Source organism: Nesterenkonia sp. YGD6, from assembly GCF_022565895.1.
Lineage (GTDB): Bacteria > Actinomycetota > Actinomycetes > Actinomycetales > Micrococcaceae > Nesterenkonia.
The window spans coordinates 146083-167479 of the sequence record NZ_JAJOYY010000005.1; the positions used below are offsets into that span (position 1 = coordinate 146083).

At 67.7% G+C, this 21397-nt stretch carries 19 protein-coding genes; 12 read left to right on the plus strand and 7 right to left on the minus strand.

Translation table 11 applies throughout. The annotated features are described in order from the left end of the window. Positions 1-60: 60 nt before the first annotated feature. The 6 genes from LTI14_RS09540 to LTI14_RS09565 all read right to left on the minus strand — a co-directional run bounded on the left by LTI14_RS09540 (position 61) and on the right by LTI14_RS09565 (position 6562). Positions 61-594, minus strand: a complete 534-nt coding sequence (locus LTI14_RS09540) for a YceI family protein (protein WP_241465649.1) — start codon at positions 592-594, stop codon at positions 61-63. A 123-nt stretch (positions 595-717) separates the two neighbouring features. Further along, positions 718-1722, minus strand: coding sequence for a LacI family DNA-binding transcriptional regulator (locus tag LTI14_RS09545; protein WP_241465650.1), 1005 nt, complete (start codon positions 1720-1722; stop codon positions 718-720). A 46-nt stretch (positions 1723-1768) separates the two neighbouring features. Beyond that, positions 1769-3214: a GH1 family beta-glucosidase gene (locus tag LTI14_RS09550; protein ID WP_241465651.1), complete on the minus strand. Its 1446-nt coding sequence runs from the start codon at positions 3212-3214 to the stop codon at positions 1769-1771. Further along, positions 3211-4188, minus strand: coding sequence for a carbohydrate ABC transporter permease (locus LTI14_RS09555; protein ID WP_241476370.1), 978 nt, complete (start codon positions 4186-4188; stop codon positions 3211-3213). The genes LTI14_RS09550 and LTI14_RS09555 overlap by 4 nt, the downstream gene beginning before the upstream one ends. Then, positions 4185-5189: a carbohydrate ABC transporter permease gene (locus LTI14_RS09560; protein WP_241470816.1), complete on the minus strand. Its 1005-nt coding sequence runs from the start codon at positions 5187-5189 to the stop codon at positions 4185-4187. The genes LTI14_RS09555 and LTI14_RS09560 overlap by 4 nt, the downstream gene beginning before the upstream one ends. A 2-nt stretch (positions 5190-5191) precedes the next feature. Then, the gene (locus tag LTI14_RS09565; protein WP_274616124.1) at positions 5192-6562 is read right to left on the minus strand and encodes an ABC transporter substrate-binding protein; all 1371 of its coding nucleotides are present in this window, start codon (positions 6560-6562) and stop codon (positions 5192-5194) included. Between the two features lie 259 nt (positions 6563-6821). Here LTI14_RS09565 and LTI14_RS09570 point away from each other — a divergent pair, with 259 nt between their 5' ends. The 9 genes from LTI14_RS09570 to LTI14_RS09615 all read left to right on the plus strand — a co-directional run bounded on the left by LTI14_RS09570 (position 6822) and on the right by LTI14_RS09615 (position 19236). Then, the gene (locus LTI14_RS09570; protein ID WP_241476372.1) at positions 6822-7613 is read left to right on the plus strand and encodes an FhaA domain-containing protein; all 792 of its coding nucleotides are present in this window, start codon (positions 6822-6824) and stop codon (positions 7611-7613) included. Between the two features lie 13 nt (positions 7614-7626). Further along, positions 7627-8127 (plus strand): FHA domain-containing protein FhaB/FipA, encoded by a 501-nt coding sequence (locus LTI14_RS09575; RefSeq protein WP_241465656.1) that lies wholly within the window; start codon positions 7627-7629, stop codon positions 8125-8127. Between the two features lie 3 nt (positions 8128-8130). Beyond that, positions 8131-9960: a PP2C family protein-serine/threonine phosphatase gene (locus tag LTI14_RS09580; protein ID WP_241476373.1), complete on the plus strand. Its 1830-nt coding sequence runs from the start codon at positions 8131-8133 to the stop codon at positions 9958-9960. 59 nt (positions 9961-10019) lie between these two features. Then, the gene (locus tag LTI14_RS09585) at positions 10020-11480 is read left to right on the plus strand and encodes an FtsW/RodA/SpoVE family cell cycle protein (protein ID WP_241476465.1); all 1461 of its coding nucleotides are present in this window, start codon (positions 10020-10022) and stop codon (positions 11478-11480) included. Then, positions 11477-12922 (plus strand): penicillin-binding transpeptidase domain-containing protein, encoded by a 1446-nt coding sequence (locus LTI14_RS09590; RefSeq protein WP_241476374.1) that lies wholly within the window; start codon positions 11477-11479, stop codon positions 12920-12922. Before LTI14_RS09585 ends, LTI14_RS09590 begins: the two co-directional genes overlap by 4 nt. After that, positions 12919-14748, plus strand: coding sequence for a protein kinase domain-containing protein (locus tag LTI14_RS09595; protein ID WP_241476375.1), 1830 nt, complete (start codon positions 12919-12921; stop codon positions 14746-14748). The genes LTI14_RS09590 and LTI14_RS09595 overlap by 4 nt, the downstream gene beginning before the upstream one ends. Further along, positions 14745-17078: a protein kinase domain-containing protein gene (locus LTI14_RS13095; RefSeq protein ID WP_274616089.1), complete on the plus strand. Its 2334-nt coding sequence runs from the start codon at positions 14745-14747 to the stop codon at positions 17076-17078. Before LTI14_RS09595 ends, LTI14_RS13095 begins: the two co-directional genes overlap by 4 nt. Positions 17079-17173: 95 nt before the next feature. Beyond that, on the plus strand, positions 17174-18487 hold the full coding sequence (locus tag LTI14_RS09610; RefSeq protein WP_241476376.1) for a Mur ligase family protein: 1314 nt from the start codon (positions 17174-17176) through the stop codon (positions 18485-18487). Further along, positions 18487-19236: a type 1 glutamine amidotransferase gene (locus tag LTI14_RS09615; protein WP_241476377.1), complete on the plus strand. Its 750-nt coding sequence runs from the start codon at positions 18487-18489 to the stop codon at positions 19234-19236. The genes LTI14_RS09610 and LTI14_RS09615 overlap by 1 nt, the downstream gene beginning before the upstream one ends. Positions 19237-19272: 36 nt before the next feature. Here the strand turns inward: LTI14_RS09615 and LTI14_RS09620 are convergent, their stop codons facing one another. After that, on the minus strand, positions 19273-19569 hold the full coding sequence (locus LTI14_RS09620; RefSeq protein ID WP_241476378.1) for a cell division protein CrgA: 297 nt from the start codon (positions 19567-19569) through the stop codon (positions 19273-19275). 146 nt (positions 19570-19715) lie between these two features. Here LTI14_RS09620 and LTI14_RS09625 point away from each other — a divergent pair, with 146 nt between their 5' ends. From LTI14_RS09625 to LTI14_RS09635, 3 genes are read left to right on the plus strand one after another with little or no spacing between them, the layout of a single operon-like run. Continuing rightward, positions 19716-20477, plus strand: coding sequence for a class E sortase (locus LTI14_RS09625; RefSeq protein WP_241476379.1), 762 nt, complete (start codon positions 19716-19718; stop codon positions 20475-20477). A 1-nt stretch (position 20478) separates the two neighbouring features. Continuing rightward, positions 20479-20679, plus strand: a complete 201-nt coding sequence (locus tag LTI14_RS09630; RefSeq protein ID WP_241476380.1) for a hypothetical protein — start codon at positions 20479-20481, stop codon at positions 20677-20679. Further along, positions 20676-21317 (plus strand): anthranilate synthase component II, encoded by a 642-nt coding sequence (locus LTI14_RS09635; protein WP_241476381.1) that lies wholly within the window; start codon positions 20676-20678, stop codon positions 21315-21317. Before LTI14_RS09630 ends, LTI14_RS09635 begins: the two co-directional genes overlap by 4 nt. Positions 21318-21397: the final 80 nt, after the last annotated feature.

The following is a 21397-nucleotide window of genomic DNA, read 5'->3' on the forward strand; positions in this document are numbered from 1 at the left end:
CTCTCAGCAGAGGGCCTGAGCCCTCATCGCCAGTGCGCTGAGCACCGCCTCAGAATCGAATCACTGAGCCAGGACGAAGGCTGCCTCGAGGTCGATCGAGACCTTGTCGCCGACCAGCACGCCGCCGGCTTCCAGGGCTGCGTTCCAGGTCAGGCCGAACTCCTTGCGGGAGATCACGGTGTTGGCCGAGAAGCCCGCACGTGTCATGCCGAAGGGGTCCACCGCCTGACCGCCGAACTCGACCTCGAAGGTCACCGGCTTGGTGACGCCGCGGATGGTCAGGTCGCCGGAGATCTCGAACTCTTCACCGCTTGCGGCGATGTTGTTCGCCACGAAGGTCAGCTCGGGGTGGGCCTCGGAGTTCAGGAAGTCCTCGCCGCGGACGTGGGCGTCGCGGTCGGGGCTCTTAGAATTGAAGGACACGGCCTTGACGTGCGCGTCAACAGTCGCCTCATCACCCTCGGAGACGACGAGGGTGGCCTCGGCCTCTTCGAAGATGGCCCTCACCTTCGAGATGCCGGCGTGGCGCACGGTCATGCCGATCTCGGAGTGCGAAGAATCAAGGTTCCAGGTGCCGGGGGTCAGATGTGCCATGAATGGGACTCCTCTTAGGGTTACGGCCCCGCGCCGAACGCGCAGAACCACCGTGGTTGGTCAATGGGGACAACAGCAGTCTGCCTCATTTTATTTCAAAACTGAAGCAAGTTCACCTGAGTGTCATCCCGATGTCCGTTTGACCATGGCGGTCTGCAGCACCACAGGGTCCACGTTCTCCCCCTGCATCAGCTGAAGCAGCAGGTCCACTGCACGCCCGGCTAGCTCCCCCACCGGGTTGATCACGGTGGTCAGCGGCGGGCGGGTCAGCTGTGCGGCGTGCGTGTCGTCGAATCCCACGACTGCGATCTGCTCCGGCACGGCGATCCCTCGAGACTGGACCTCATGCATGGCGGCCACCGCCATCAGATCCGAGGCCACGAAGACGGCGTCGAGGTCCGGAGCGCGCTCGAGCAGCCGCTCCATCGCCACCGCACCCGAGGCGGAGGTGAAGTCGCCGAACTCGACCAGGCCGGAGTCCAGGCCCGCGCGCTGCAGCGCCTCGGTCCACCCGGTCAACCGATCCGACCCGGCTGCCATGTCCTGCGGACCGGCGATGGTGGCCAGTCGACGTCGTCCCTGACTGATCAGGTGGTCTGCCGCGAGCGCCGCACCCGAGCGGTTGTCCACATCCACCCAGGGGATGCCGACATCTCCGGCGTAGGGCCGGCCGACGTAGACCGCGGGCAGCTTCGTCTCGTGGAGCACATCGGAGAGGTCATCGTCGCGGTGGTGCGAGACGATGATCGCGCCGTCGGTGTAGCCGCCGCGCAGATACCGCTCGATCTTCTGCCGTCCCCCGGGCTGGCCCATGGCCAGCAGCACCTGCACCGGGGAATCCGCCAGCCGCTGGGTGATCGAGGCGAGCATCGACGCGAAGAACGGATCCGCGAAGACCCGGTCCTCGGCCTCAGGCACGACGACGGCGATCGAGTCGACCTCCTGGTTCACCAGCGAGCGCGCGGCCCGGTTCGGGCGGTAGCCGAGCTCGGTCACCGCCGCCTCCACTGCGATCCGGGACTGCGCGCGGACCCGTGGATCCAGGTTCACCGCCCGGGAGGCGGTGGCGCGGGAAACACCTGCCCTGGCTGCCACATCCTCCAGGGTCGGCAGTCGCCGAGCAGGCATCGGTCCCCCTTCGTCGGATGTGGTCACCACGGCGTCGTTGCTTCTCTCAGTCCACCACACCTGTTGCCGCGACCTGTGCGTACCAGTTCGCGGAGGCCTTCGGAGTGCGCGTGAGCGTATCGTAATCCACCCGTACGATCCCGAAGCGCCGGTCATAGCCGAAGGCCCATTCGAAGTTGTCCAACAGCGACCATACGAAGTATCCCCGCACATCCGCACCGGCCTCCCTAGCCTGATGCACGGCATGGAGGTGTTCTCGGATATAGCTGAGCCGCTGATCGTCCTGGACGAAGCCCGCGGCGTCGGGCGCATCCGGGTAGGCCGCGCCGTTCTCGGTGACATAGAGCGCCACTCCGGCGGGACCGGTGTATTCGCGGTGCAGCCGAAGCAGCAGATCATGCAGTCCCTGAGGGAAGACCTCCCATCCCATCGCGGTGGCCGGCAGTCCCCTCGGCACCGCCGAGACGTGTTCGGAACCCACGTTCGGGTTCGGCTCCCCCGTCGCCCGCGCCGTGGCCGCCGCCTGCGCGGCGCGTTCGGGCTCTACACCGGTGAGCAGCTCCCCGGTGTAGAAGTTGACCCCCAGCACGTCGATGGGCGTCGAGATGATCTCCAGGTCTCCCGGCTGGACCAGCCCCTCGCGCCAGAGCCCTGCCTGGTCGGCAAGCACATCCTCCGGGTAGGCCCCGTCGAAGATCGCCCCAGCGAAGAAGCGGTTGAAGCTGCCATCGAGCCGGCGTGCGGCATCCACATCTCCCGGTGACTCTGGATCCGCCGGCCGGTAGTCGGTGAAGTTTAGCGTCAGCCCCAGCTCCAGCTGCGGATCACGACGACGCAGCCGCCTCACCGCGAGCCCGTGTCCGAGCAGCAGGTGATGCGCCGCGGCCAGAGCGTCCTCCGGGGAGGTCCGCCCCGGCGCGTGGTGCCCGTTGGCGTAGCCCAGGAAGGCCGAACACCACGGCTCGTTCAGGGTGGTCCAGTGTCGGACCCGATCGCCCAGCGCCTCGTGCAGCACCACCGCGTAGTCAGCAAAGAGCTCAGCGGTCCGGCGGTTGGTCCACCCGCCCTGATCCTCCAGTGCCTGGGGCAGATCCCAGTGGTACTGCGTGAGCCAGGGCAGGATCCCGGCGGCGAGCAGCTCATCGACGAGATCCGAGTAGAACCTGAGTCCCTCCGGGTTGACGGTCACCCCGTCGGGCATCACGCGGGACCAGCTGACCGAGAACCGGTAGACCTTGAGGTTCAGCCGCTTCATCAGCGCCACGTCGTCACGGAAGCGGTGGAAGTGGTCGCAGGCGACGTCCCCGGTGTCCCCGGCGTGGACCTTCCCCGGGGTGTGGGCGAAGGTGTCCCACACCGAGGGGGCGCGGCCGCCTTCTGCGGCAGCACCTTCGACCTGGTAGGCCGCGGTGGCGGAGCCGAAGAGGAAGTCGGCGGGGAAGGCCACGGTGCGCGGTGCGCTGGTTGCCTGGGTGGTGAGGGAAGAACTCATTGCTTGACGGCTCCTTGCATGATTCCGGATACGAGCTGACGGCCCGTGAAGATGAACAGGATGAGCAGCGGGATGGTGGCCATGGTGGCCCCGGCCAGCACCAGCGAGTAGTCCACGAAGTGCGCCGCCTGCAGCTGCTGCAGCGCCACGGGCAGGGTGGGATTCTGCGGGCCCAGCACGATGAACGGCCAGAAGAAGTTCGTCCAGTTCAGGACGAAGGTGAAGAGGAACAGCATCGCCGCCGCCGGCTTCGCGGCCGGCAGGGCCACGTGCCAGAAGGTGCGGATCATGGAACACCCGTCCACGGTGGCGGCCTCGATGAGCTCATCGGGGATCGCCTGCCGCAGGTACTGGGTCATCCAGAACACTCCGAAGGCGGTGACCAGGCCCGGCACGATGACGGCCTGCAGCTCCCCGATCCAGCCCAGCCGCGCCATCACCTGGTAGAGCGGAACGACGCCGAGCTGGGTGGGGATCGCCATGGTGGCGATCACGAAGACCAGCAGCGGCGCGGCACCCTTGAAGCGCAGCTTCGCGAAGGCGTAGCCGGCCAGGGTGGAGAAGAACACCACCGAGACCGCAGTGACGGTGGAGACGATGATCGAGTTCATCGTCGCCCGCCAGAAGGGCACGGTGTTGATCACCGAGGCGGCGTTGTCCAGGAAGTTTCCGCCCGGGAGCAGCGGGAAGGAGTCCCGGGAGAGGATCGTCGAGTCGTGGCTGCCGATCAGGTAGGACCACCACAGCGGGAACATGCTGCCCAGGATCACCGCCGCCAGGCACCCGTAGACGATCCAGCCCGGTCCGCGGCCCGGCCCGCCGGAGCCTCCGCGTCGGCGGCGGCGTCCCTCAGGTCGGGATCCTGCCCCGGATCCGGACCCGCGGCGGCCAAAGGGGTCGTCGTCGTTCTTGGGCGCTGTCGCGGGTCCCGTGCGCGGGATGATCGGCAGCGGCCTCTCTTCGAGCGCGCTCATCGCTTGACCTCCGAGCTTGAGATGCGGCGGGTGATGACGAAGTTGACCAGCCCGATGGCCACGATCAGCAGGAACAGCAGCACCGCCACCGCGGAGGCGAGCCCGAAGTCGGACCGGGTCCAGCCCAGTTCGTAGAGGTACAAAGTCATGGTCTGCCACTGGCCGTCGGCGCCGCCGCGGCCGTACTGGTCGAACATCCGCGGCTCGTCGAAGATCTGAAGCCCGCCGATGGTCGAGGTGATGATCACGAAGATGATGGTCGGGCGCAGGTTCGGGATGGTCACCGAGATGAACTGACGGACCTTCCCCGCACCGTCGATCGCGGCCGCCTCATAGAGGTCTCGCGGGACAGCCTGCATGGCGGCCAGGAAGATCAGTGCGTTGTACCCGGTCCAGCGGAAGTTCACCATGGTGGCGATGGCCAGGTGGCTGGGCAGCACGCCCGAATGCCAGCCGACGGCGTCGATGCCCACGGTCTCGAGCATCGAGTTCACCAGCCCGAACCGGTCACCGAAGAGGTTGGAGAAGATCAGCGCCACGGCCACCGGAGTGACCACATAGGGCACCAGCACGCCCATCCGCCAGAAGGTTCTGGCGCGCAGGTTGTAGTCGAGCAGGTAGGCGATCAGGATTGCCGCCACCACCTGCGGGGCCGAGGAGAGGATGAAGATCGAGAGCGTGTTGCGCAGCGAGATCCAGAAGGCCCGCTGACCCAGCACGTGCGCGAAGTTGTCCGTGCCGACGAATTCGCCCTGGCCCATGATCAGGTCCCAGTCGTGGGCGGCGACCCAGATGGTGTAGACCAGCGGGAACAGCCCGACCACGGCGAAGAGCAGGAAGAAGGGACTGATGTAGAGGTAGGGCGAATACCGGCGGTCCCAGGCCGAGGCCCGGTGCCGGAAGCTGATGCGCGGCTTCCGGCGACCGGTCCCGGTCCGGCCCGCCGGACCGCCGCTACGGGATCCCGTGGCGGCGGCCTCGGCCCTTGAAGGTGCGGTCATGATCAGCGCAGGGCTTCCATGTCGTTGACGAACTTCTGCCAGGAGGACTCCGGATCGTCGGAGCCGTCGACGTCGACCCGGTTGATCGCGTCCTGGATCGCCACATTGATGGTCAGGTACTCGGTGCCCTTCAGCGGCTGGGTCTCCACAGCCTCGGCGCGTTCGGCCAGGATCTCGCCGGTGGGAGCGTCGTTGAAGAACTCATTGGTGGCTGAGAGCAGCTCCTCGGACTCCAGCGCCTCCCCGGTGGATGGGAACGCGTTGACAACCTCGAAGGCCTTCAGCTGCTGCTCCGGAGCGGTGAGCCAGGCTGCCAGCTCCTTGGCCGCCTCGACGTTGTCTCCCTGCGACGGCACGGTCAGATATGAGCCGCCCCAGTTGGCGCCGCCGCCCGGGAAGGTGTTGGCAATGTCCCAGCCCTCGACCTCCGCGGCGTTGCCCTCGATGATGCCCAGCATCCAGCCCGGGCACATCATGGTGGCGAAGGTCTCCTCGCGCTGGAAGGCGTCAGACCAGTCGCCGCTCCACTGGGTCAGACCCGCCGAGAGCTCGTCCTGAACCGAGGCCTCGAGCAGCTGGTCGTAGAGGTCCTTCACCTCGGGATTCGTATCGGCGATGACCTCGCCCTCCGCATCCTGGAAGGGCACCTCGACCTGGTTGATCATGCCCTGCCAGACGTTGTCGGAACCGGAGTACCAGGCGGAGTCGGACTCAGCCACGAACTCCCGGCCGGCCGCGAAGTAGTCCTCCCAGGTGTCTCCGAGGAAGTCGGCCACCTCGTCACGGTCGGTGGGCAGCCCGGCCTCCTCGAACAGGTCCGCCCGGTAACAGACGGCCTGCGGACCGCTGTCGGTGCCGTAGCCGATGAGGCTGCCGTCCTCGAGCAGAGCATCCTCGTACTTCCAATCGAGCCACCGGCCCTCGACCTCGGGATCCGAGAGGTCCTCGAAGCGGTCCGGGTACTGCTTGAACTCGGCGAGCCAGTCCACCTCCAAGGGCTCGATGTCCGAGGCGCCCTGCCCGGCGCCGAGGCTGTTGCGCAGCGAATCACGGGCGTTCTCTGCGGTGTCGATCTTGTTGTGCTCGATGGTGACGTTCTCGTTGAGCTCCTCGTACTCGGTGAAGAGCTCCTCATAGCCGAACTCGTTGAAGGTGGTCACGCTCAAGCTGACGTCCTCCCCCTCGGCCACGCCGCCGTCGTCGTCCCCGCCGGCGGCACCTCCGCAGGCGGTCAGGGCGAGCGCCAGGCCGGAGGTGAGCGCGATGCCCCGCAGCACATGGGCGCGGCGATGCGCGCCTCGGGCCGAGCCTGGCCGACGCCCCGGGTGGGCGGCTGCGGAGGTGTTCTCCTCCGCGTGATCAGTAGTCCTCATCACAGAAATCTCCTTCGATATGAGGTGCGAGCGAGTCCCCAAGCCGTCTTGTGAGAGCGCTCTCACGGTGAGAAGAAAGTAGCACCCCTGGTAAGACTGTGGCAAGGGTCACAGCCCCGTCCCGCCATTGAGGCCCTGCGGGAGGAGCCACTGGGCGGCACGGTGCAGGGGTGAGACAGTAGACTCTGGACTTATTGCCCAGTTCAGCACGCAGCCGTTTCAAGGCTGGGCACACATTCATCAGTAGAAGGAGGTGCCGGTGGGACTGCTAGACAAGCTTGAACACGGCATCGAAAAGGCCGTCCGCGGTGCCTTCTCAGGACGAGGAGGGAGTCTCGGACCCGTGGAGATCGCCACCGCCGTACGCCGTCATATGGACCGAGAGTCCAAGACCATCGCCGAGGGCCAGCACCTGGCACCGAACCTGTACAAGGTCCGGCTCGCCGGCGAGGACTTCAGCGAGGCCAAGAAATATGGCGTCGCCCTGGCCGAGGAGCTCTGCGAGGAGATCCTGCGCCACGCCGAATCCCAGGGGTACACCCTGCTGGGCCCGGTGAAGGCGACCTTCGTGAAGAACACCGAGCTCAAGCGCGGTCAGCTCAGCATCGAGTCGCGCACCGACAAGGACCCGCTGGCCAGCCCCGTCGCGCCCCAGCAGTCCTCCCCGGCAGCCGGCCCCAGCGCCGCCGCCCCGCTTCCGGCCACGATGTCCCAGCCCACGGTCACCCCTCCGCCCGCGCCGACATCAGCTCCTGCCCCGCAGCCCACGGCGAGCCTGGAGTATGAGGAGCAGACCTACCCGCTGCGCCCGGACTCCACCGTGATCGGGCGCTCCACCTCGGCCGATGTCACCGTTCCCGACACCGGGGTCTCGCGCAAGCACCTGGAGCTCTTCCGCTCCGGCGGCGCGTGGTACGCCCGTGACCTGGGCACCACCAACGGCTCCTATGTGGACGGGGAGCAGCTCACCGGTGACACGCCCAAGGTGCAGCTCATCGACGGCGCCCTGATCTCGCTCGGCAACGCGCGCATGCGCTTCCGCCAGAGCTGAAGGACGCCTACACATGAGTGAACTCGCTGTCACGGTGCTGCAGTTCGGGCTGCTGCTGCTGCTCTGGATCCTGATCCTCTCGATCATCGGAGCGCAGGGCCGGGACATGACCATCTCCAAGCGCTCACGGGCCCGGGCCGCCGCCCCACACGCTGCACCGGCCCCGCGCAGCGGACCCCCCGCCCCCGCCGGCAGCAACCACAGCGGCCCCACTCCGCGTCCGCGACCCCGACGCCTGCTGGTCAGCGAGGGCCCCCTGGCCGGGACCGAGCTCCCGCTCGGCTCAGCCTCGATCATGATGGGCCGGGCACAGGAATGCACCCTGGTGCTCGATGACGACTACGCCTCCGGCAAGCACGCCCGGCTCTTCCCGCAGGGTTCCCGCTGGTTCCTCGAAGACCTGGGCTCCACCAACGGCACCTGGCTCGGTGAGGAGCAGCTGACCCGCGCCTCCACGGTCGAGCCCGGGGACCGGATCCGCATCGGCAAGACCGTCCTGGAGCTGAGGACCTAGCCCGTGGCTCTGGTATTCCGCTTCGCAGCGCGCTCCGACACCGGTGCCGTGCGCTCCAAGAACGACGACTCCGGCTACGCGGGCCGCTATTTCGCCGTGGTCGCAGACGGCATGGGCGGCCACGCCGGCGGCGACGTCGCCTCCGCCTCCACGGTGCTGGACCTCGCGCACCTGGACACGCGCGGGTTCGCGGACCCCGAGACGGTGCTGCCGGATGAGATCCAGACCGCGAACTCCTTCTTGAACAAGCTGGTCAAGGCCAACCCGAAGCTCGCCGGGATGGGCACCACCATCACCTCGCTGCTGATCACCCAGGAACGGCTGCAGTTCGCCCACATCGGTGACTCCCGCGCCTACCGGCTCAAGCGTGGACGGTTCCGGCAGGTCAGCAAGGACCACACCTTCGTCCAGCGACTGGTCGACGAAGGCCGGCTGGATCCAGACCAGGCCGAGCACCACCCGCACAAGAACGTGCTGATGCGCGTGCTCGGCGATGTCGATGCCTCACCCGAGCTGGACATCACCTCCTTCCCGCTGGAGGCCGGTGAACGCTGGCTGCTCTGCTCAGACGGGCTCAACGCCGTCGTCTCCGAACGGCTGATCGAACAGAAGCTGCGCTCCACCCAGACCCTGGAGTCGATCGTCGATGACCTTGTCGACCTGACCCTCGGCGGAGGCGCCCCGGACAATGTGACAGTGGTCTGCCTGGAGGTCGTGGAGGCCGATGAGGCCGCCCTTGCACCGAGCAACGAACTGCCGCTCAGCGAGGCCGCCGTGGCCGCCGCCTCCCACAACTACGGCGGAGCCGACGCGACCATGGAGCTCGACGTGGTCCCAGTGGTCAACTCCGAGGCCTTCTCCGCCCACGACGACGAGGACTCGCTCTCCCCGCTGTCGGCCGCCATGGTGCGCAAGAAGCTCGGAGCGCGTCCGCACCTGCTGGTCGGCGCCGCCAACAAGGCAGCCGACACCGGCACGATTCCCGTGGTCGCGCGCAATGTGGATGAGCACCCGATGGCCTCGCTGCTCACCGGCCAGCCGCTGCGTCCCGTGCGCCACACCTACTCCGAGCTGCTCGAGGAGCATCCGCACGACCCCGCCGCGGCCAGCGGCGAAGCAGACGAGACCGGGGCCGACTCAGGCGCCGCCGTCGGTGCCTCCGACCCCGCTGACCCCGCTGGCGCGACCGACCCCGAATCCGCTGAACCCTCCGCCGATCAGCCGGCTCCACGTGATCCGGACTCATCCGCGGCGCAGGCCCCCAGTGACGACGGGCCGCACCGGGCCGGCGCCGGACTCGCCGAGGAGCCCGAGAGCATCCAGGAGGAGGAGCTGGTCCTCGATGAGGAGGAGCTCGACGCGTTGGAGACGACTCGACGACGCAGCTCCTGGTTCCTGCCCACCTTTGTGGCGCTGCTGGCCGTGCTGGTCGCCGTCGTCACCTTCCTGGGGTACGTCTGGACCCAGACCCAGTACTACGTCGGAGAGGACCAGGGCGAGGTCGCCATCTACAGCGGCGTCTCCCAGTCCCTGGGGCCGATCAGGCTCTCCGAGGTCGACGAACACGCCGATATCGCCCTGGGAGACCTCACCCAGTACCACCAGGAGCGGATCGAGCGAGGCATCGCCGCCGACGACCGTGATCACGCGGAACACATCGTCAGCCAGCTGCGCGCCATGGCCACCGCCAATGCCGAGCAGGACGAACCCGGCCCGGAGGACGAGCCGGGGGCGGATGAGGCCGACGAGCCCGCCGATGAGACGGCCGAGGATCCCGCGGAGGATCAGCCAGCCCAGGACCAGCCAGCCGAGAATCAGGGAGGTGACCAGTGAACGCAGCATCTCAGCAGGTGTACAAGCCCCGCAGGAATCTCGAGCTGGTGCTGCTCCTGATGGCCCTGACTGTGGCGATCGGCGCCCAGATGCTGGTCGCGCTCGCCCTCGACGAGCCGATCACCGCCGACTATTACGTCGAAGGCGCCGTCTTCGCCGGACTGGTCCTCGCCTTCCATGTGGTCCTGCGGCTGCGCGCGAAGTACGCGGACCCCTTCATCCTTCCCATCGTGGTGACCCTCAACGGGCTGGGCCTCGCGATGATCCACCGGCTCGACTTCACCCCCGCCTACTCCGGGGTCGCCGATCGGCAGCTGATGTGGACCGGGGTCTCGATCGTGGCCGCCGTGGCGCTGCTGTGGCTGCTCAAGGACCACCGTCGGCTCCGGCAGCTGACCTACATCTCCTTGGCGGCCAGCGTCGTGCTGCTCTTCCTTCCGATCGTGCCGGGAGTGGGCCAGGAGCTGCACGGCGCCCGGATCTGGGTGAACCTCGGCCCGCTGTCCTTCCAGCCCAGCGAGATCGCCAAGATCACCCTGGCTGTGTTCTTCGCCGGATTCCTCGCCAACAACCGCGATCTGATCCTGCTGGCGGGCCGGAAGTTCGGGCCCGTGACCTTCCCCCGGCTGCGTGACCTCGCCCCGATGTTCATCGCCTGGATCATCGCCATCGGCGTGCTCGTGGTGCAGAACGACCTCGGGAACGCGCTGATGTTCTTCGGCCTCTTCGTCGCCGTGATCTACGTGGCCACCTCCCGGTTCTCCTGGATCGCGATCGGCTCGGTCTTCATGCTCATCGGCGCCGCCCTGGCCTATCGGTTCGTGTCCCACTTCCGCGACCGGGTCGAGATCTGGCTCAACGCCTTCGACCAGGACATCTACGAACGCGCCTTCGGCGGCTCCCACCAGGTGGTGCAGGGCCTGTTCGGCATGGCGCACGGCGGACTCGCCGGCACCGGCCTGGGCTCGGGCAACCCGAACATGGTCTCGCTGGCCAACTCGGACATGATCATCGCCGCCTTCGGCGAGGAGCTCGGCTTCATCGGGCTCTCCGCCATGCTGCTGCTCTACCTTCTGCTCTTCAGCCGCTACATGCGCGCCGGGCTCGGAACCCGCGACACCTTCGGCAAGCTGCTCGCCGTGGGCCTCGCCGTCGTCCTGGTGCTGCAGGTCTTCGTCGTCGTCGGAGGCATCACCCGAGTCATCCCGCTGACCGGACTGGCCACGCCCTTCCTTGCCGCAGGCGGCTCCGCGCTGTTGGCTAACTGGCTGATCGTGGCGCTGGTGCTGCTGATCTCCCACTCCGCCCGGCAGCCGGTGATCGTGGGACCGATGGTCAACGCGACCGGGGAATCCTCCTCCGGCATCGAGTCGCGACTGCACTCCGACGGGCCGGGGGCACGCGAGACCGCCGTCCACCGGCACGGTGCGCACCGACAGCCCGACCACCATGACCGCCACGACGACGACCACACCGGCATCGACCATGTGCCAGCTGAGCAGGGAGGGACGACGAGATGAACAACGCCATTCGTCACACCTGGGTCGTCGCGGTGGGCCTGTTCCTCACGCTCTTCGTCGCGCTCTCCATCATCCAGGTGGCGATGACCGATGAGCTCAATGCCAACCCCAACAACGTGCGGCAGGTCTATGAGGACCGCGGAGCCCCGCGCGGCGCGATCACGGTGGACGGCACCGCCGTCGCGGAATCCGTCCCCTCGGAGAACTCCAGCTTCGCCTACCAGCGGGTCTACCACGAGCCCGAGCTCTACTCCGGGATCACCGGCACCTACTCCATCGCCGCGAACCCCACCGGACTGGAGGGCACGCTCAACGAGTACCTCTCGGGGCAGTCCGACAGCCAGTTCTTCGACCGGATCACCTCGGTGTTCACCGGCGACACGATGGACGGCGGTCAGGTCGAGCTGACCCTCGACGCCGAGCTGCAGCAGCTCGCCTACGACCAGATCCCCGAGGGGACCCGCGGAAGCATCATCGTCACCGAGATCGCCACCGGCGACATCAAGGCCATGGCCGCCAAGCCCAGCTATGACAACAATGCTCTCGCCGTGCAGGACTCCACCCAACTGATCCAGAACCAGGAGGAGCTGGAGTCCGACCCGGATCTGCGCTACATCTCCCGGGCCATCTCCAGCACCCTCGCCCCCGGCTCCACCTTCAAGCTCGTCGATCTGGTGGCGATGCTGGAGTCCGGGGACTACGAGCCGGACACGATCCTGGCCAACCCGAACTCGATCACGCTGCCGGATTCGAACACCGAGCTGGCGAACTTCGATCGCGGCATCTGCGCGCAGCGTTCCCAGGCGGAGCTCTCGTGGATCGTGGCGCAGTCCTGCAACACGCCCTTCGCGCAGGCCGCCATGGACCTCGGCGAGGGCTCGATCAGGGACAGCGCCGAGGCCTTCGGGTTCAACTCCGATGGCCTGGGCATCCCGCTGCGCGTGGACACCTCGAACTTCCCCACCGACCTCTCCGACGCCGCCCTGGCCCAGTCCTCCATCGGCCAGTTCGACGTCACCTCCACCCCGCTGCAGATGAACATGGTCGCCGCCGCCATCGCCAACGACGGCACCCTGATGAAGCCCAACCTGGTCAACGCGATCCGTGGCTCCGACCTGCAGCTGCTCTCCACCTCCGAACCAGAGACGCTCTCCGAGGTCACCTCGGAGCAGGTGGCAGACGAGATCACCGAGATGATGGTCGGGGTCGTCGAGTCCGGCACGGGCACCCGCGCGCAGACCGAGAGCTTCCAGGTCGCGGCCAAGACCGGCACGGCAGACGTCGGCGACACCGGAGAGGTGAACTCCTGGATCACCGGCTTCGCCCCCGCCGACGACCCGCAGTATGCGGTGACCGTGGCCTACGAGCGGATCGACTTCGACACCGGATCTTCGCTCACCGGACCGCAGCTGCTGACCATGCTCGAGGCGGCGATCGAATGAGGCCCGTGGTCGGCATCCTGATGGGTGAGCGCTACCAGCTCACCGAACGCATCGCCATCGGCGGCATGGGCGAGGTCTGGAAGGCCTCTGACCAGGTACTCGGACGCACCGTGGCGATCAAGATCCTCAAGGAGGAGTACACCGGGGACGAGGCGTTCCTGCGTCGGTTCCGCGCCGAGGCGCGCCACACCGCCCTGCTGAACCACCCCGGCATCGCTGACATCTACGACTACGGCGAACAGTCCGGCTCCGGCTACCTGGTCATGGAGCTCGTGCCGGGACGCCCGCTCTCGGTCCTGCTCGAGACGGACAAGACGCTCTCCTGGGAGAAGACCCTCTCGATCCTCGCCCAGACCGGCCGCGCCCTGCAGGTCGCCCATGACCAGGGCCTGGTCCACCGCGACGTCAAACCCGGCAACCTGCTGATCACCCCCACCCGGCGGGTGAAGATCACCGACTTCGGCATCGCCCGACTGGCTGATCAGGTGCCGCTGACCGCCACCGGACAGGTGATGGGCACGGTCCAGTACCTCTCCCCGGAGCAGGCCACCGGCCAGCACGCCACCGGCTCCTCGGACATCTACGCACTGGGCATCATCGGCTATGAAGCGCTGGTCGGGCACCGCCCGTTCACCGGCGAATCGCAGATCGCCATCGCGCTGAAACAGGTCAACGAGCCGCCGCCGGCGCTGCCGGACACCGTCCCTGAGCCGGTGCGGGCGCTGATCATGTCGATGCTGGAGAAGGACCCCAGCAAGCGACCGCTCACCGCGACCAAGCTCGCCGAAGCAGCCGACGCCCTGCTGCGCCATGACACGGAGTCTGCGCTGAAGGCAGTTCCCGCCATGGCAGCCCATATGGACGGCGCCGAGCCCGACGCGGACGCGACCACCGCCATCCCACGAACCGACACCACACCGACCGCCGTCGTCCCCGGCAGCAGCCGGGCCCCGTCGGCGCGCACGCCGGAGCAGCCTGCCGAGGCCGCCGAGCACACTGCCCAGCAGGGAGCCGCCCCCGCCGCGGCCGGCGGCGCACACCCGCGCCCCGGCGCGCCCACGGCTGGCTCGGAGGCCGGAGCGGAGAAGGAGCCGCGCCGACTCCATGGGGGTCGACGGTGGTACTGGCCGCTCATCGCACTGCTGTTGCTGGTCCTGCTGGCCCTGATCGGCTCGTGGCTGTTCCCGCGGTTCGGCGGCAACGGCGGCGAGGACGAGCCGAGCCCGACGCCGACGGTCACCGAGACCTTCATCCCCGGCGCCGAGATGGTCGAGATCTCCGAGAGCGACTTCCTGGGACTCTCCCTGGAGGAGGTCACCGCACGGCTGCAGGACGCTGGGCTCCAGGTCCAGGCCGAACCCGTGGAGTCAGGCGAGCCCACGGGCGTGGTCACCGGGGTGGCACCGTCGGGCAGCGTCCCGGCGGGGTCGACGGTCACCGTGTTCTACTCCGCCGTCTCGAACGACACCGTGCCTGAGAACCAGGACCCGGCCCCCGGCCAGAACGATCAGGGTCAGAACGGCCAGGACCAGCAGGACGGCGACGGGCAGAACGGCACCGGTCAGCAGGAGGAGGAGCCCGAGCAGGACACCTCCCCGGCCCCCACGCCGACTCCCGCCCCATCCCCCTCGCCCGAGGACCAGGACGAGGCTGAGGACCCCGAGGCGACCCAGCCGGAGCCGACGGAGTCCGACGTGGTCGAGGACGAGTCACCCCAGGACGGGCAGGCCGGTGGCGAATCCGGTGCCGAGGGCACCGAGGATCCCGATCGGGCTGGCTTCTCAGCCGAGGATGGGCCAGGATCGGAGACAGGAACCGACATATGACCGAGACTGCTGAGCGCGTCCTCAACAACCGCTACCGAATCACCTCGTTGATCGGACGCGGCGGGATGGCTGATGTCTACCTGGGCCATGACCTCACGCTGGATCGCCAGGTCGCGGTCAAGATGCTGCGCCCCGACCTGGCCCGTGATCCCCAGTTCCAGGGCCGCTTCCGCCGCGAGGGCCAGTCGTCGGCCTCGCTGAACCACCCCAACATCGTGGCGGTGTATGACTCCGGCCGCGCCGAGGTCGAGGACCAGGCGCACCACGAGATCAAGACTCCCTACATCGTCATGGAATACGTCGACGGGGTCACCCTGCGCCATATCCTGCATGGCACTCCGCGCATCACCGACACCGCAGACGTCGATGATGAGCAGACCCGGATCGCCGGGGAGACGAACCATGCACCGGCACCCGGTGAGCCCGACGACGACGTCCTGGCCCTGGGCGACACGGGCCGGGTCCACGACGGCGAGGACCACCTCCCCGCCGCGCAGGTCGGCTCCCAGCTGCAGTCGAAGATCGACCATGCGCTGAACAAGCCGCTCTCCGAGCGGGAGACGGCCGGCTATATGCACGGGATCCTCGGCGCACTGGGCTACAGCCACGAGAAGGGCATCGTCCACCGCGACATCAAGCCCTCCAATGTGATGGTCTCCCAGACCGGACAGATCAAGGTGATGGACTTCGGGATCGCCCGAGCCCTGGCTGACTCCGCGTCGACCATGACCCAGACCTCCGCCGTGGTCGGCACCGCCCAGTACCTCTCCCCTGAGCAGGCGCGCGGCGAAGTGGTGGACCACCGGTCGGATCTCTACTCGGCCGGCTGCGTGCTCTTCGAGCTGCTGACCAACCGTCCGCCCTTCCAGGGCGAGTCCCCCGTCTCGGTGGCCTACCAGCATGTGCGCGAGGCCCCACCGTTGGTGAGCGACTTCAACCACCAGGTCAGCCCGGCGATGGAGTCAGTGGTCGGCAAGGCCCTGACCAAGGATCCCGCGTTCCGGTTCCAGACCGCCGAGGAGTTCAACCAGGCCATCCAGAAGGCGCTGATCGGCATCGGCGTGGACGACGACGACCACCCCACCGCGGCGATGGCGGCCATCGGCGGCCGGCAGGACTTCAATCAGGTCCTCGCCGCCGGCGGCGTCGCACCGGCCACCCAGCTCTCCGCGCGCACCCCGGAGGACCCCGACCTCTATCAGAGCCACGACCAGCCTCAGGAACGACCGCGTCGTCGTCGTGGCGGCCTGATCCTGATCTGGACGCTGCTGATCCTCGCGCTGGCAGGCGGCGGCACCTGGGCGCTGATGAACATGCTCGACAGCCCCGAGGTCTCCATCCCCGATGTGACCGGGATGACCGAGGAGGACGCGCGGGCGGAGCTGACCGCGCTGAACCTGAACCCCACCGTGGAGACGGAGGCTCACCCCGAGATCGAGGAAGACCTAGCGATCCGCACCGACCCCGAGGCAGAGACCGCGGTGGCTCCTGACAGCGCCGTGGTGCTCTACATCTCCACCGGGCCGCAGAGCGTGCGCATCCCCGACGGTCTGCAGGGCTCCTCCGAGGAGGAGGTGCGTGAGGCGCTGGACGAGGTGGGCCTGGAGGTCGGCGAGATCAGCCAGGAGAATCACCCCAGCATCGAGGAAGACATGCTGATCAGCACCGACCCGGAAGCCGGTTCCTCGGTGGCGCCAGGATCCGAGGTGGATCTGGTGCTCTCCACCGGTCTGGTGGAGATGCCGGGAGTCTTCAACCGCACCCGCACCGAGGCCCAGACGATCCTCGAGAACCTCGGGCTCAGCGTGGCCATCGTCGAAGATGAGCGCACCGACTACGCCGAGGACACCGTCGTCGGCCAGCGGGTGGGCGGCGCGTCCGTCGTCGCCGGAGACACCATCCCGCAGCGCTCCACCGTGACGCTGGTCGTCGCGGTCGCCCCGGAGCCGGCTCCCGCTCCCGCTCCCGCGCCGGAGCCTGACCCGGAGCCGGAGCCTGACCCGGAGCCGGAAGAGGAAGAGGCGCCCGAGCCGGACACCGATGACGGCGACAACCGTGAATCCCCCAGGGAAGACCCCGAGGAGTCCCCCAGTGAGGACGCTGAGGAAGCCGACGATGGCGGAGCCGAGTCCGGCAACGAGGACGAAGACGCAGCGGACGAAGACTCCGAAGCACCCGAGGAGTCCCCCGCAGAGGAGGAATCCCCTGAGGCGAACGGCGGATCCAACGGCGACACCGAGGAATCCCCGGGAAACGCGGACGACGACTCAGCAGACTCGGAGGACACGAACGGCAACGGTGGCAACGGTGACGGTGGCGACGGCGACTGAGACGCCTCACGGACCGCCACCAGGACCACCTCCTCGACCACCGCGCGGCACCGACCTGCGCGGCACCCCAGAAATGAGATGAAATAATCAGCGCCATGTCCAGACTCTCCTTCTCACCGCGAACCCTCGGCACGGCTCTGGGCTCGGCCGGCTCGGTGCTCATCGGTCGGGCCGCCCGCACCGTGACGAAGCTGCGCGGCGGCGGCGGGTCGGCCTTCCCAGGACTGGTCGTCGAGAAGCTCGACCCGCATTTCCTCGCCCGCACGCTGCACCGGCTCCCGCGCGGGGTCATCGTCGTGTCGGGGACCAACGGGAAGACCACGACCACCAAGATGGTCGTGGAGCTGCTGCAGGGCCAGGGGTTGAAGGTCTTCACCAACCGCAGCGGCTCCAACTTCACCCGCGGCGTCGTCGCCTCGATCCTCGAAGAGGTCAAGCTCTCCGGGAAGCTCGACGCCGACATCGCGGTGCTGGAGCTCGATGAGGCCCACGCGGTGCACTTCGTCAAGGCGGTGCGCCCCAACCACAGCCTGCTGCTCAATGTCATGCGTGATCAGCTGGACCGTTTCGGGGAGATCGACACCACCGCAGGGATGCTGCGCACCATCGCCCAGCACACGGTCGAGGCCGTGGTGCTCAACCGTGAGGACCCCCGGGTCCGGGCCATCGCTGAGACCCTTGGCGCCCAGCGGGTCGACTACTTCGGCCTCAGCGAGTCGCTGCGCGGACACTTCCCCAGCGACGATGACTTCCACTCAGGACCCGCGAGCGCGGCGGATCACCCGCACGCCGATGTCGTCCTCGAAGAGCTCATCGAGGGCGGTGGCCGGTTCACCGTCGACGGTGAGTCGGTGACCACCTCACTGACCGTCAACGGCGCCTACAACACCTTCAACGCTGCGGCCGCGATGGCGGTGGTCCGCCAGGCGCTGGGCGACACCGTGGACCCTCCGGCGCTCATCGACTCCCTCTCCAAGGTCTCTCCGGCCTTCGGACGTGGCGAGAGCCTCACCGTGCAGGGACGTCCGCTGGACCTGGTGCTGGTGAAGAACCCCTCCGGCTTCCGGCTCGGACTGAGCTCCTTCCCTGCCGGCGGTGTGGCCACGATGATCGCGATCAACGACAACTACGCCGACGGCCGGGACATGAGCTGGCTCTGGGACGTGGAGTTCGCCTCGCTCGCGGAGGAGGGCGTGCGGATGATCTCCGGAGTGCGCGCCTACGACATGGCTCTGCGGCTGAAATATGACGAGGTCGACTTCGACGCGGTGGAGCCTGACCTGTCGCTCGCGCTCACCCGCTTCCTCGACGAGAACCCCGGGAAGCCGGCTCGGATCTTCTGCACCTACACCGCCATGCTCGGGCTGCGAAAGCGGCTTGGCGCCTATACCGAAGTCGAGGCCTTCTGATGGCAGAGTCCAAGCCCATCCACGTGCTCCAGCTCTATCCCCGGGACATGAACATCTATGGAGACTTCGGCAATGCGCTGGTGCTCCAGCGACGTCTGCAGTGGCGCGGCTATGAGCCGATCCTGCACAGCTACGACCCGGAGGATGAGTTCCCGGAGCAGGTCGACATCGTCATCGGCGGCGGCGGTCAGGACAGCGGTCAGGACAAGATCCAGCAGGACCTGCTGCGGATCGGTGACAAGCTCCACGCCCTGGCCGAGGACGGCACCCCGATGCTGATGATCTGCGGTCTGTACCAGCTCTTCGGGCACTCCTTCCGCACCCGGGAGGGCCGGGAGATCAAGGGCGTGGGCCTCCTGGACCTGAGAACCGAGGGCACCGACACCCGGCTGATCGGCAATGTGGTGGCCGAGTCCAAGGAGTTCGGCGAGATCCTCGGCTACGAGAACCACTCCGGACAGACCTATCTCGGGCCTGAGGTCCAGCCGCTGGCACGGGTCACCAAGGGCGAGGGGAACAACGCCCGGGATTCACACGAGGGCGCGCGCCGGAAGAACATCGTGGGCAGCTACCTGCACGGGTCGCTGCTGCCGAAGAACCCGGCGATCGCGGACTTCCTGATCGCGCAGGCCGTTCAGAACCGCTACGCCGAGACGATCCAGCCGCAGATCGATCCGGCCGGGTCTGCCCAGCCGATCGATGAGCTGACCCGCAAGGCCAGGACGACGGCGACCCGGCGGCCCCGCTAGGTCCTCACATCAGTTCATCGTCGATGCCTCGACGCACTACTTCCAGCGCATCGTCATGAAGAAGCCGACCATGGTGATGCCGAAGCCGATGATGACGTTCCAGCCGCCGGCGGCCTGCAACGGGGCGGCGCCCTGGGTGATGTACCAGACGATCAGCCAGAGCAGGCCCAGGATCATCAGCCCGATCATCGTCGCCCGGTACCAGAGCGGCAACGAGTCGTCCTCGAGTTCGAGGTCCTTGACCTCCTTGGGATCGGCGTCGTTCAGCGGAGACTTCTTCGTCTCGGTCTTGTCGCGCGTCCTGCGGTTCTTGCGGTGCTTGGACTCAGCCACGTCGGTTCGGTCCCCTCTGGGTCTGGCACGGATCTCGGTTCGGTATCCTGGTCTCACGGCCGTGCCCCCTTGGGGCCCGGCCGTGGTCTGCGTGCCATTCTACCGTTTCGGTGTGATGGTCGCCCCACTCAACCTTCGGAGGATTCATGTCGGGACACCGCGGCCGCAGCACAGGCGCCCGGATCCTCGGTGTCGCCGGCGAGCTGCTGATCACCCTGGGGGTGCTGGGGCTGCTCTTCGTGGTGTGGGAGGTCTGGTGGACCGGACTCGACGCGAATCGCGAGGCCCAGACCATCGAAGACGAGTTCCACACCCGAATCGAACAGCTGGACGCTGACCCGGCACGGCAGGAGCAGCCGGAGTCACAGCAATACTGTCAGGAACTTCCCAACGGGAAGGCTGCGGCGTGTCCAGAGAAGATGGCCGCCGTGGACTCCGGGGCCATGGCCATGATCTACGCCCCCGCCATCGGCGCCGACTGGTCAGCACCTGTCCGCTCCGGAGTCGACGACCAGACGCTGAACACCGGCGGTCTGGGACACTACCCGGAGACCCAGCTGCCCGGAGAGCCGGGCAACTTCGCGGTGGCCGGACACCGACTCACCTATGGCGACGTGCTGCGCGATCAGGACCGCCTGACTCCCGGGGACGAGGTCTACGTGGAGTCCCCCGATGGGTACTACACCTATGAGGTCTACGAGACCCATGTGGTGCTGCCCCAGCAGTCCGAGGTCATCCTCCCGGTCCCCGGCGAGCCGGAGGCAGAGGCTGATCGGTCGCTGCTGACGCTGACCACCTGTCATCCGCTCTTCTCCAACCGCGAGCGACTGATCACCCACGCGGAGCTGGTCGACTTCGCACCACTGACCGCCGAGGCGCCGGCTGCGCTCGGCCAGGGAGGTTCCTGAGATGTATGCCTGGCTCTTCCGCTCGCTTCCCGGTCCGCTGGTGGTGCAGATCCTTCTGGCACTGGCCCTCGTGGCCGGTATCGTGTTCCTCCTGATGCAGTTCGCCTTCCCGTGGCTGAGCCAGTACAGCCCGCTCAATGACTCCACGCTTGAAACGATGACCTTCCCGGCGCTGGGCCGGGCCGAAGGGACCCCCGCATGAGCGACACCCCCGCCCGCATCCTCGTCATCGACAACTACGACAGCTTCGTCTACACCCTTGTCGGGTACCTGCGCGAGCTCGGCGCCGAGACCACGGTGATCCGCAACGACGACCTCTCGGTGGAGGAGGCCAAGAAGCTCGCCGCCGAGCACGACGGCGTGCTCATCTCCCCCGGCCCCGGCACCCCCGGTGAGGCTGGTGTCTCGGTGGAGCTGATCCGCTGGTGCGCCGAGGCCCAGGAGCCGATGCTCGGGGTCTGTCTGGGACATCAGGGCCTGGGGGAGGCCTTCGGCGCAACGGTCACCCATGCCGAGCAGCTGATGCACGGCAAGACCTCCCCGGTCACCCACACCGGGCACGTCTCCTTCGCCGGACTGCCCGAGACCTTCGTGGCCACTCGCTACCATTCCCTGATCGTGGCCGCGGAGACCATTCCTGAGGTGCTCGAGGTGACCGCGCGCACCGAGGACGGGGTCATCATGGGCCTGGCCCACCGCACGGCCCCGCTGTGGGGCATGCAGTATCACCCTGAGTCGGTGCTCACCGAGGGCGGCTACCGGATGCTGGGCAACTGGCTCGAGACCATGGGGCAGACCGGCGCGGCGGAGAAGGCTGCGAAGCTCAACCCCATCCGCTGAGTGCCCGCGCAGGCCCAGCAGGAGCCCGACACGCGTCGGCGCAGACAGCACGACACACAGGAGCGGACCTGACGATCACG